This window comes from Streptomyces calidiresistens (assembly GCF_014141525.1).
Classification (GTDB): domain Bacteria; phylum Actinomycetota; class Actinomycetes; order Streptomycetales; family Streptomycetaceae; genus Streptomyces; species Streptomyces calidiresistens.
In genome coordinates this window covers 1-11,782 of sequence record NZ_VKHS01000005.1, presented here as the reverse complement: position 1 = coordinate 11,782, position 11,782 = coordinate 1, and the positions used below count along the sequence as shown (strand labels likewise).

Sequence of the window (11,782 nt, the reverse complement as noted above, 5' to 3'; positions counted from 1 at the left end):
CCTCAATTACCGTCGCCCCCCATGGGGGCTGCCCGCGGGTGTCGATGCGCCCGCGGGCAAGCCCCTCGTAGAAGCGTCACGCATGCGGGCCGCCCGGAACGGCGGCCTCCAGATCGGCGATGCTGCCCGACATGATCGTCCGCACGTGGTCGGTGAGGTGCTCCGCGGGCCAGTCCCACCAGGCCACAGCAAGCAGCCGAGCGACGTCCTGTTCGCTGTACCGGGTACGGATGAGCCGTGCCGGGTTACCGCCGACGATCCCGTAGTCGGGTACATCCGTGGTGACTACGGCGCCGGTGCCGATGATCGCGCCGTGTCCGATCCGTACACCGGGCATCACCGTCGTGCCGTGGCCGAACCAAACGTCATTGCCGACGATGGTGTCCCCTCGGCTGGGCAGGCCGGTGAGCAGGTCGAAGTGTTCTGACCACGAGCCGCCCATGGTAGGGAAAGGGAAGGTCGAGGGGCCGTCCATACGGTGATTGGCGCCGTTCATGATGAACCGCACCCCCGTACCCAGCGCGCAGAACTTGCCGATGATCAGCTTCTCCGGCCCGTAGTGGTACAGCACGTTGCGTGTTTCGAACGCGGTCGCGTCGTCCGGGTCGTCGTAATAGGAGTACTCCCCGACTTCGATCAGCGGAGACTTCACCAGCGCTCTGAGCAGCACCACCCTCGGCTGCCCGGGCATCGGATGGAGGATCGTCGGGTCGGCAGGCACAGGCATGGGGAGCGATTCCTCATCGGTTGCGGTCCGTGTCCGGTCCATGGTCGCTGCACCGCACCGCCCCGGGACACCCAATTACCACCTGCACCAACGCACGGCTACGACCCGTCGGTACTGTCCGGGTACCGAAGCGGGCGTAGCCCTCCGGGAAGATCGGGGAGTTGGAATGAGTACCGGCCGTGCATGTTGATGTGGTGTCGCACGAACGGGGAGAGGCGGGCGACGTCCTCGTCTCGGGCGTCGAAGCCGTCTGCACGCAGCTGGTTCACGGCGGCGTCCATATACCTGGTGTTGAAGAGCACGAGTGCGTTGAGGACGAGGCCGAGGGCGCCGATCTGGCCCTCCATGCCGTCCTGGTAACGCTGGTAGAGCTGCCCGGAACGGCCGTGGAAGATCTTCCGGGCGAGGGAGTGACGGCCCTCCTGGAGGTTGGCCCGGCTCTTGATCTGCCGCCGGTAGCCGGGCTCGTCGGCCAGTCGCAGGATGTGGAGGGACTTGGAGATCCGACCGTAGTGGGCGATGGCGTCGCCGAGCGGGGTGGGGCGGCCGTCGCGGGACAGCATCCGGATCACGTCGTACGCGCGCACAGCGCCGGTGTGGACGGATCCGATGAACCGCAGAATGTCCTCCCAGTGCCGTTCGATCCTGGCAAGGTCGACCCGGCCACGGGCCGCCTCCTGGAAGGCGCCGTAATCGGCCGTGCGGTCGATGCGCCACATCTTTTGGTCCGGCAGGTCAGCGAGCTGCGGCGCGTACGCGAATCCCGCCAGGGTGAGCAGCCCGAAGACAATGTCGCTGTAGCTCGCGGTGTCGGTGACGATCATCTCGGGGCGTTTGCCGCCGTCGCGGTCGTAGAGGACGTCCAGCACGTACAGCGAGTCGCGCGGGGTGCCGGCCACCACCTTCCCGCCCAGCCCCGCCGCCCGGTCGTTGATCATGTTCAGCCAGGTGGCGCCGCCCCGGCGCCCGAAGTACTTCGGGTTCGGCCGGGCGTACACCGACGGCACGGGCACGACGAACCGCATGCCGTCCACCGAGGCGACCAGGCCGCCGCCCCACGCCTGCGCGAGCGGGATCGATGCCTGGCAGTCGATCAGCGTGGCGTTCGCTGCCCGATACGTCGCCAGCCGCAGGTACGTCTGGTCGACATGGGAAAGGCGGCCGTACTTCAGGGCGTCCGCGGCTCCGATGACCGGGGTGTAGCCGACATTGCAGCTGTGCGCGACCAGCAGCGCGGCGATCGTCACGTGCAGGTCCTTCAGCCTCGCCTCGCCGCCGGTGACCGAGGTGAACGCCTGGTCAGCCCCGGACCACGAGAACACCTCCAGCAGCACCTCTGGCAGGTCGACACGGGGCAGCATCGCCTCCACCGCCTCCCGCAGCCGGCGCAGGGAGGCAGGTTCCGGCTCCGGCTCCGGCTCCGGCTCCGGCTCCGGGGCGGCGAAGTGCAGGCGGCCGTCGTCGTCGAACACGATCTGCGAGTTCGCCGGCACCCGCGCGGCGACCTCGCGGTAGGTGCCGTCCAGCAGCGCGGCCCGCGCCGCCAGGTGCTCCCCCGCCCCGGGGGGGGGCACGCCGAGCGAGGCGAGCACAGTTGGCTTGGCCTGCTGCCACGCGTCCCCGTCCAGCAGCTTGGCGCGGGGATCGCCCCACTTGGAGGAGTTCTTCGCGAACACCTCCCGCCGACGCAGCATCCGGTGCATCTGCTCCAGGACGCAGAACGTGTACGCCTTCCAGTCGACCGTGCCCGGCTTCAGGTGCGGCGCGGACAACACCAGGCGCCGCCAGGAGCCCGTGAGCAGACTGGCGTCGATCTCGGCGGGCCCGACCTTCTTGCGCCCCATCAGGTCCGGCAGCGACTTCAACGCCTTCAGGACCGCCACACCCTCCGGTGTAGCTCCGAAGTCGACCACCGTCACCAGGAGCTTCAGGAACGGCCTCACGGTGCTGAACCGAGTGATCAGCTGGGTCCGCCATGCCTCGTCCGCGTCCGAGTCGAGCGGCGGAGTCAGCTCGAACAGCGCGGCGATCGCCGCCGCCGGCTCGTGCCGGGGCACCACCTGCTCGATCCGCTCCCACATCGCCTCCAGCGTCTCCACCTCGGGCGGGCTGATCTCCCCGGTGTCGGTGTCGACCTGCTCTCCGGTGCTGTCGAACACGATCCGGAACGCGGCAGCCAGCTTCGTCGACGCACGCTCCACGCGCGGCAGGGTCTTCAGCTTCTCCTTCACTGTCTCCCGCTCCGCCCGGGCCGGCAGCTTCGTCGCGACCAGCACCTCCAGCAGGTCCAGGGCGTCATCGACCGCCCGGGACGTCAGGTAGACCGCCGTGGCCAACAGCGTGGCCAGGCGCCGGGAGTCACCGTGCCGCTTGAGCAGCGACGCCTTACCGTCGACCCCGTACCGCGACAGCTCCGCCAGCCGCCGCGGCGGTATCGCGGACACGTCCACCTCCCCCATCCCGAAGGCCGCGGTCTCCTCCGCCCGCTCCAACGCCCACTTCATCTGTGGCCCGGGGATCCGCACCGGACCCCGGCGCAACCGGTCCAGCTCCGAGATCCGGGCACCCGGCTGAACGGACAACAACGAGTCCGGCACCGCCCGCCGGCCGATGCTCAGCAGGCCGTACAGGGTGTCCCACAGCCGGTTGTTCGCGGCCTCCCGAACCGAGCCCACCAACCGGGCCAGTCGACTCGCCCCGGGCAGCAGCACCCGGCGCTCGCGCAACCACCCAGCCGCCGCATCGAACAGCGACTTCGGCCCGTCCCCGGTCGTCCAGGCCCGCGCGTCGAGCCACTCGCTCAGCTCGTCCCGCACCTCGGCGAAGTCACGCCAACCCCCGGCCTCCTGGATCTCCCCGGCGTGAGTACGAGCTGTCCCGTCCCGCTCGCCGTACTCCTTGAGACACGACGGATCGGCGATGCCCAACTGCTCGGCCAGGTACCCGGCCACCTCCGCCGGCACCTGCCGCGGGTCCGGCATGAACCGGCCCAAGTAGCGCACGCTCGTCAGCTGGACCGCGAACCCGAGCCGGTTGTGCGAACGCCGTTTGGCCTGCACTTTCTCCAGATCCGAGTCATCCAGGAAGAAATACCGCTCCAACTCCGCACGTGACGGCGCTCCGTTGAACGCCGCGTACTGGGCTGCCTGTTGATCCGACAGGAACTCGACCGACACCAGGTCCTCCGAAGATCGACAACATCGACCCGCGAAGGCTGCGCCGTACGATCAGCCCAGGTCAAAGCGTCGATCGAGGCTGCGGGGGCTTAGCGCACGATCTGACATGGATGTTCCTCAACCCCCTTCAACGAGCCACACCCCCACAGGACCCGCCCCAACTCTTCATCCACCTCGGACCTGCAAGGGGGTCCGTTTCATTCGCCTCGACAGTCGAGGTCCACTCCCACAGACGAAAGAGAAAGACAGCACGGACTCGATCGGGCACCCCACCGCGCTCGGCGCAGCCCCTGCTTCGTTGACGAGCGAGGGGCCGGGTCCTTCACTCACGCCCCGGCGCGCAGGCGGAGGCCGACGACGACGGACTTGCCGCGCACGGGACGGGGGACGATCGCGCGGGTGACGGTGAGGGCGTCCACCAGCGGCAGACCGCGCCCGCCGGTGGCCTCGGCGCTCGGCGGGGCCCGGTGCGGCAGTCCCTCACCGGGATCGGAGACCGCCAGCCAGTAGCAGCCGTCGACCGGCCACAGCACCAGCTCGACGAGTTCGGCGTGGTCGGGTTCGGCCCCGTAGCGGATGGCGTTGGTCACCAGCTCGGAGACCACGAGGGCGAGATCGTCGCGCACCTCGGGACAACAGTCGGGTGACAGGGCGTCGACCACCGCCCGGCGGGCACGGGACACGGAACCCGGCTCGGGCGGGAAGGTCCAGCAGCGGGGCACGACGGGAACGGCGGGGTGGTTACGGGCGGACAGGATGGAGGGAGGCGTTTCCGGCACGACCGGCTCCTCGGTTGAACTCGGGCGCGTGGGCACAGGGTTGACAGTGGAGTGGTACTCGCGACCACGGCGGCGTCGGTGGCTCGCCTTCCCGGACCCGGGCGTTCCCACCCCGGGAAAGGTGGGCACGCTCGCGCGGTGCACTTCCGACGTTGCCGTTCGCGTTTCCTTCACTACGGAACGCTAATGTATGTGTCGGCACCCTGCCACGCCGACAGAGGCAATTACCACGAAAGTGTTGGGTCAGTGCCTCCCCGCTGGGGCCCTGACCCTCGGAGAGGTCCGCATGCCCACCCGCCGCACTCCCACCGAACGTCAGAAGCGCCTGGGTTCGGAGCTACGGAAACTTCGAACAGCCGCAGGCGTAAGTACCGAGTACGCAGCCGGACTACTGGGAATCGACCGCACCAAGGTCTCGAACATGGAGTCCGGGGTTCGTGTCATCACACCCGAACGTGTGCGCACTCTCGCCGGTAACTACTCCTGCTCGGACCCGGCGTACGTGGAAGCGCTGGTGGCCATGGCCGAGCGGAGGGAGAGCGGATGGTGGGAAGAGCACCGGGGCACACTTCCCTCCGGCCTGCTGGACATCGCGGAACTGGAGTGGCACGCCACCCGGTTGCACACCACTCAGACGGTGCACGTGCCCGGCCTGCTGCAAACCGAGGAGTACGCCCGCGTGGTCTTCGGCGCTGTGCTTCCGCCTCTCTCCCGGCTGGAAATCGAGCTACGGGTGAATCATCGGATGCGTCGGCAACTGGTACTCGACCGAACGCCTCCTCTCCCCTACATCGCCTACGTCCACGAAGCGGCGTTGCGGATGAGGTTCGGCGGTCGAGTCACCACCCGTGCTCAACTCGAACATCTCTGCGCCATGTCGGAACGCGATCACATCACCGTGCGGGTCCTTCCGGTGGAGTGCGGAATCTTCCCGGGAGCCGGTCACGCCATGTTGTACGCGGAAGGGGTGGTACCCCAGCTCGACACGGTCCAACTGGACTCCGCTCACGGCCCGGAGTTCACCCACGCAGAAGCACAGCTCTCCAAGTACCGCAGCCATCTGGACTGGATGGCCGAGGCCGCCTTGTCCCCCTCGGCATCACGGGATTTCATCCATGACATCGCCCGGCAACTGTGAGGAGTTCGGATGTCCGACATCACTTGGGAAGATCCCTTCTGTGGGGAGGGCAACAACTGCTTCCGCATCGGGACCGATGCGGCAGGCAACGCCCACATAGCCGTCCACGGACGGGAGGACCACCGCGTCACCGACTCCATCGACGCCCTGCGCACCCTCATCCGCGACATCAAGGCCGGCAAGGCCGACCACCTGCTCGACTGAGGGGGCCGGCTCTGTGGTCGGGGCGGAGGGAACCGCCCCGACCACAGAGCCGGCCGATCCGGGGCACTTCCGGCCGGGGCGTGCCACCGGGTGAAGCGAAACGAAGTGGCGGCGGGGGTGCCGTGTTGCTTGGATTCCCGGCGTGACTTCCGCTGATTTCCACGAGCATCCCGAGCGAGTGTTGTTGGCCCGGATCGAGGAGTACCACGACACGGTTCCCCGCCACGAGGCCCGCGTCGAGGAACACGGACCGCTGACCTTGTTCGTGCGGCAGGGGCGGGGCCGGCCGTTCCATGCCCGTCCCACGCAGGGATGGTCCGGCCCTCCGGAGGCCGGTGACGTGCGGAGGGTTCGGGCCCGCCAGCGGGAGCTGGGTGTCCCGGAGAGTTTCGAATGGGTCGCCGAGACCACGCCCGCGCTGCGGGCGGCCGTCGAGGAGACGGGACTCGTGGTCCGGGAGCATCCGCTGATGGTGCTCGATCCATCCGCTCCGACAGTGCCGGTGGAGGAGGTGGCCGGCACCGTATCGGTGCGGATCCCGGGCGTGGATGATCCGGTGCTCGCCGGCGCCCTGACCGTGCCCCATCTCGCCTTCGCCGACCCCGGGACCCGTATCGGTCCGGCGGGCACACCGCAACTGGCGGAAGCGGTCGAGGCCGGTGTGGGTGACGAATCGCTGGAACCCGCGATCCCCCGTATCCGCGCCGGTCTGACGGTGGTCGCCGCAGCAGTCGAAGACGGCATGGCGCTCTCGGCGGGACAACACCAGCCGCTCGCGGGGGTGAGCGAGATCGTCGGGGTCGGAACGCTTCCCGCCGCTCGCCGTCGAGGGCTCGCACTCGCGGTCACCGCGGCGCTGGTGGCCGACGCCCGGTCACGGGGAGTGGAAACCGTCTTCCTGTCGGCGGGGGACGACGCGATCGCACGGATCTACGCCCGGCTAGGTTTCCGGAGGATCGGCACGGCACTGGCCGCCGAACCCGCCGAATAGATCCCCTCGGTCCCCCGAGCCGGGGCTTGCTTCTCACCGGCGCTCACGATGTTCCCGGATTCCCTGGCCGGCGAGCGGTGTCCGAACCCGGCCGGGGGCGGCGCCGGTTTCCGTCCGTGAAGGTGAACCACTCCCCCGGCGGAGGGTCTGTACGGCGGGCTCGCGTGGGGCCCGACGGGCGAGGGCCGAGCCGCCGACACGGGCCCCGCACGCCGGCGGAAGTGCTCAGCCGAGGCGGGCGGACCACTCCTCGCGGGTGAGGGCGTACTCGACATCGCCGTGCTCGGCGCCCTCGACGGGATCGGGCCACTCCTCGAAGAAGGTGCGCACGAGCGCCAGGCCGGCCTTCTCCAGCACCCGCCGTGAGGCGGTGTTGACGGTCATCGTCGTGGCGACGACCCGTTCGGCACCGAGGTCGGTGAAGGCCGTGGCGACCAGGGCCCGCGCGCCCTCGGTCGCGTAACCGCGCCCCCACACCGCCGGGCGCAGGCGGTAGCCCAACTCCAGGCCGTCGCCGGGGCGCAGGCCGGTGCTGTGCGCGGGGCGCAGGGAGAACCAGCCGAGGAACTTTCCCTTCCCGGCGTCCTCGGTGTTCCCGGTGTTCCCGGTGTTCTCGGCCGCCAGGCAGCCGAGGGAGCCGGTCGGTCCCTCCCGGTATTCGCGCAGCAGGGCGGGCAGGGTCTCGCGCTCCACCGTCTCCCGGCTCACCGGGCGGCCGTCGTCGATCCGCCGCATCACGCGCGGATCGCCGTGCAGGTCGGCCAGGGCGTCGAGATCGGCGGGGACGATGCGGCGCAGCAGCATCCGTGGCGTGCGCAGGGGGAGTTCCGGGGCCGTGGAGGAGGGGGAATCGACGGTCACCGGGGCATTCCAGCACGGCCCCTGTGACCCGGCATCCCGTTTTCGGTCCCGTCGGTCCGGGCCCGGAAGAACGCCGGGCGGCGGGCGCCGGGCAGGTCGGCTCAGTCGCCGTGGTGGAGCCGGTGGGGGTCGATGAGCTGCACCTCGGGGTTCCCCTCCGCTCGGCGCCGCAGGTCGTCGGTGAAGCCGGCGCCGCCGAAGCAGAACAGACGGGTCTCCCCCGCCCGCACGTCGCCCCGGGCCCGCAGCAGTTCCCGGATGTGTTCGAGTCGTTCCAGGTGGCCGAGTCCCAGCGGCTCGTTCCACTTGGCCTCGCCGATGGCCAGCAGCTTCTCCCGGTCCTCCCCGTCCCGGCCGAAGGCTGCCACGTCCACCTCGCGGGTGATGCGGGCGGCGGGATCGTTGACGGTGCCGGCGGCGACCCGGGAGGGGTGGCCCCCACAGGTCTCCGGGGACGCGTACCAGCGGGTCCACTCCCGGCACAGGGCCTCGAAGTGCGGCCCCACGACCTTGCTGCGGAAGGCGGGACGCAGTCGTTCCCAGACCCGGGCCCCGCGTCCCGGACGTTCCAGTTCGCCCCAGGCCGGTCGCATGACGGCGTGGTGGAAGGTGATGAGGGGTTCGGTGATGCGGTAGGTGGAGCGGTTGCGCCGGAAGGCGTCGGGTTCACGGCCGATGAGGCCGACGTCCTCCAGCACGCCGAGCGGGTGGGCGAGGTCGGTGGACTTGCGGCCGAGGCGGTTGGCGATGCCGCCGCGCGAGGGGTGGCCGTCGGCGATGGCGCCGAGCACCGAGTGGTACAGGGCGGGGTCGCGGAGGTCGGGTTCCTCGGCCAGGAGGTAGCGGGCCTCGCGGAAGAGGGGTCGGGCGGGGTTGAGGACGGTGCGCACGACCCACGGGTCGAAGTCGTCGGGGCCCTCGGGGGTGTCGTCGCGGGAGAACTCGCGCCGGTAGGCGGGGGTGCCGCCGACGACGGCATGGGTGAGGACGGCCGTGCGGGGGTCGTCGATCTCCCAGAATCGGGCGGCGAGGCGGAAGTCGAGGGTGGGCACGACGAGTTCGAGGCCGGCGCGGCCCCGCAGCGGGGCGTTCCCGGAGAGCAGGCCGCCCATGAAGGACAGGGCCGAGCCGCACAGCAGCAGGCGGACGGGGCCGGCGGCGGAGCGGTTCCCGGGGTCCAGGGCGCGCTGGATGATCGAGGGCAGGGCGGGTGAGCTGCGGGCGAGGTAGGGGAACTCGTCGAGGACCACGGTGCGCGGTTCGCGGTCGGTGGTGTGCAGGAGGCGGGTGATGGCCTGGTGCCAGCCGTCGAAGCGCAGGGGGACGGGCTCGCCGAGGTGGTGGGCGAGGTCCTCCCCCAGTCGGTCCAGGGCTTCGCGTTCGGCGGCCTCGGTGGCGGTGAACATGAAGCCGCCGGTGGCGCGGGTGAGGGCGTCGAGGAGGTAGGTCTTGCCCTGGCGGCGGCGTCCGGAGACCACGCCGAGGGTGGCGTGCGGGGCACGGTGGGTGGCGAAGCGGGTCAGCTCCGCCCACTCGAAGTCCCGGTCGAACATGTCGGACGGCTTGCGCACGGTTCCTCCAGCATGGATAAGCACAGTTATTATAACTGTGCTTATCCATGCTTCGCCGCACGGGGCACGGCACCGACCCCGCCGTACGGGACCGCCTCGGTCGGGGGTATTCGCCGCCCACCGTGTCCGTGGTCGTTCGACCGTTGGTCGAGGAGCGCGCGGGTTCCGATTCCCGGTCGCGGGGTTGCGCCCCGGTGAGGCTGCCGGGCCCCCTCACTCGTGGCGCCGACGCGCGAGATGGACGGTGAGGTCGGCGTCCATCTCGACCACCTCGGGCAACACCCGCCCGATCCGGCCGAACACCTCCCGTCGTGCCGCGGAGGGCAGTACGAGGTAGGCCGAGATGGTGGAGAGGTGGCCGAGGTAGTCGCTCGCGCTCATCGCGTAGCGCCGTTCGATCACCGATTGCCGCACGTCGGTGAACCACCGGGAGCGTCGGAGTTCCGTGCCCGGCCACTGCATGGCATCTCCCGGCGGTGTTCCGTCGGGGGACGGAACACCGTCGCTTTCCAGGAACGGTGCCCGTGCCGCGCGGACGGCTTCCCCGACAGCCGGATCGGCCGGCCGCAGGGGTCCGCCGAACGAGGCGAAAACGCCACCGGGCTCCACCAACGCGGCCACGCGTGACCACCGGCCCTCCGGCGTGGTCCAGTGCAGTGAGGCCGCCGCGTAGACGAGTCCGTACTTCTCATCCGACCGCAGGTCCTCGAAAGCGGCTCGCTCCGTTCGGACGTCCGGCGGCACATGTCCGCGCAGCTCGGTGAGCATCGCCGGGTCCGGATCGGTGGCGGTTACCGCGATTCCGTGTCGGGCGAACAGCCGGGTCGCCTTGCCCGTTCCGGCCCCGATCTCCAGGGCGGTCCGAATCGGGCGATCCGCGTAGGCCAGCACCCTGTCGAGGAGTTCGGTGGGATACCCCGGTCGAAACCGTTCGTACGCCTCCGCCGTTGCCCCGAAACTCAATGCGCGCTCAGGCATACCGGGCAGCCTGCCACCGGATTCCCGCCCGCGCCTTCGTTTTCCGGGCGCCCGGACGCGGGAGAGGAGGCGTCACCCGAGGGGCGGTCTTCGGTCGGGTCCTCCTCGTCCCCGTCCGGCTCCGACGCTTCCGGGTCGCACGGCGGGACGCGGGGTGCCGGCGACCGTTCCGGCCGCGACGCCTCCGGTATCCCCGCTCCGGTATCCCCGAAAGGTCCCATGCCCGTCGGGGGCGACGGAAGCCCTCCCGGTCAGTCGCCGTTGCCGGGCCGGCGCCAGTGGGGCGGCTTGGCGGGGATGAGGGGCAGGGAGGACTCCACGCGGCCGAAGCGGTCGTCCATGCGGGCCCAGGAGTCGTAGGCGGCGTCGATCTCCGCGCGGTCGCGGCCGACGAAGTTCCACCACATGACGATGGGCTCGGGGAAGGGCTCGCCGCCCAGGAGCATGACCCTGGTGGGCTCGCGGACCTCCAGCGGGAGCTCGTCCCGCCCCTCCCCCAGGTAGCCGAGCCGGCCGGGCTCCAGGGGCTGCCCGTTGACGGCCACCGCGCCGCGCAGGACGACCAGGGCGTACTCCCAGTCGGGGCGCAGCGGCACCGTGGCCGGTCCCCGCAGGTCGAGGTCCACGCCGACGAGCGGGGTGTCGTGGCGGGCGGGGCTCGCGAGGTCGGCGAAGTCGCCGATCAGGACGGTGGCGACACCGGTGCCGCCGTCGAGGTCGGCCTTCGGCAGTTCGGTGTGGTGCTCGAAGTCCGCGGCGCCGTGGCGGGTGGACTCGGGGAGGGCGGTCCACAGCTGGATGCCCTCCAGGACGCCCCGGTAGTGGCCGGTGTCCTCCTCCGCGTGGGAGACGGCGTGGCCGGAGGTCATCAGGTTGAGCTGCCCGGGCTTGATGACCTGTTCGGAGCCGAGGCTGTCGCGGTGGAGCATCTGTCCGTCGAGCAGCCAGGTGACGGTCTGCAGGCCGATGTGCGGGTGGGGGCCGATGTCGGGGCCGCCGTTCTCGGTGACGTCGGCGGGGCCCATGTGGTCGGCGAAGCACCAGGCGCCGACGGTGCGGCGTCCCCGGCGCGGCAGGGATCGGCGCACCCGCAGTCCGCCGACCGTCGCCTCGCGGCCCTCGGTGACCTCCAGGCAGGGCGGGGCGGGGTGGCCGGTGTCGGCCCGGTCGTCGGGTGCGTCGACCGTGCTCACCGGTCCGCTCATCACACAACCCCTTTCGCTGGGTGTCCGGGCCGCGTCCGGGCCCGTCGTCCGTCCTTCGTCCCCTGTCCCAAGGATGGATGCGCGGCGGTCGAACGGCGGCCGGGACGCGCCGTTCGACCTCGCGAAGCGGGAAGGACGGGAGGGAGCGGAGA

Annotated in this window: 10 protein-coding genes; 3 read left to right on the top strand and 7 right to left on the bottom strand. The window is 70.6% G+C overall.

The window, feature by feature from the left end; genetic code table 11:
* Positions 1 to 76: 76 nt before the first annotated feature.
* The 3 genes from FOE67_RS00635 to FOE67_RS00625 form a co-directional block, all read right to left on the bottom strand.
* On the bottom strand, positions 77 to 727 hold the full coding sequence (locus tag FOE67_RS00635; RefSeq protein WP_182659759.1) for a CatB-related O-acetyltransferase: 651 nt from the start codon (positions 725 to 727) through the stop codon (positions 77 to 79).
* Between the two features lie 98 nt (positions 728 to 825).
* The gene (locus FOE67_RS00630) at positions 826 to 3,903 is read right to left on the bottom strand and encodes a Tn3 family transposase (protein WP_182659758.1); all 3,078 of its coding nucleotides are present in this window, start codon (positions 3,901 to 3,903) and stop codon (positions 826 to 828) included.
* A 326-nt stretch (positions 3,904 to 4,229) separates the two neighbouring features.
* Complete coding sequence (locus FOE67_RS00625) at positions 4,230 to 4,682, bottom strand: ATP-binding protein (protein WP_323383955.1); 453 nt, start codon at positions 4,680 to 4,682, stop codon at positions 4,230 to 4,232.
* A gap of 286 nt (positions 4,683 to 4,968) precedes the next feature.
* Between FOE67_RS00625 and FOE67_RS00620 the strand changes: the two genes are divergently transcribed.
* The 3 genes from FOE67_RS00620 to FOE67_RS00610 all read left to right on the top strand — a co-directional run bounded on the left by FOE67_RS00620 (position 4,969) and on the right by FOE67_RS00610 (position 7,015).
* Positions 4,969 to 5,820, top strand: coding sequence for a helix-turn-helix domain-containing protein (locus FOE67_RS00620; protein ID WP_143623616.1), 852 nt, complete (start codon positions 4,969 to 4,971; stop codon positions 5,818 to 5,820).
* A 9-nt stretch (positions 5,821 to 5,829) separates the two neighbouring features.
* Positions 5,830 to 6,024 carry a hypothetical protein gene (locus tag FOE67_RS00615; RefSeq protein ID WP_182659757.1) on the top strand — a complete coding sequence of 65 codons (195 nt, stop codon included), beginning with the start codon at positions 5,830 to 5,832 and terminating at the stop codon, positions 6,022 to 6,024.
* A 142-nt stretch (positions 6,025 to 6,166) separates the two neighbouring features.
* A complete protein-coding gene (locus FOE67_RS00610) occupies positions 6,167 to 7,015 on the top strand; it encodes a GNAT family N-acetyltransferase (protein ID WP_323383951.1) in 849 nt (282 codons plus the stop codon).
* A 225-nt stretch (positions 7,016 to 7,240) separates the two neighbouring features.
* Here the strand turns inward: FOE67_RS00610 and FOE67_RS00605 are convergent, their stop codons facing one another.
* From FOE67_RS00605 to FOE67_RS00590, 4 genes are all read right to left on the bottom strand, one after another.
* A complete protein-coding gene (locus FOE67_RS00605) occupies positions 7,241 to 7,876 on the bottom strand; it encodes a GNAT family N-acetyltransferase (protein ID WP_323383949.1) in 636 nt (211 codons plus the stop codon).
* 101 nt (positions 7,877 to 7,977) lie between these two features.
* The gene (locus tag FOE67_RS00600) at positions 7,978 to 9,429 is read right to left on the bottom strand and encodes an ATP-binding protein (RefSeq protein ID WP_194443828.1); all 1,452 of its coding nucleotides are present in this window, start codon (positions 9,427 to 9,429) and stop codon (positions 7,978 to 7,980) included.
* A gap of 231 nt (positions 9,430 to 9,660) precedes the next feature.
* Positions 9,661 to 10,425, bottom strand: a complete 765-nt coding sequence (locus FOE67_RS00595; protein WP_182659755.1) for a class I SAM-dependent methyltransferase — start codon at positions 10,423 to 10,425, stop codon at positions 9,661 to 9,663.
* Positions 10,426 to 10,676: 251 nt separating this feature from the next.
* The gene (locus FOE67_RS00590; RefSeq protein WP_182659754.1) at positions 10,677 to 11,630 is read right to left on the bottom strand and encodes a pirin family protein; all 954 of its coding nucleotides are present in this window, start codon (positions 11,628 to 11,630) and stop codon (positions 10,677 to 10,679) included.
* Positions 11,631 to 11,782 lie beyond the last annotated feature (152 nt).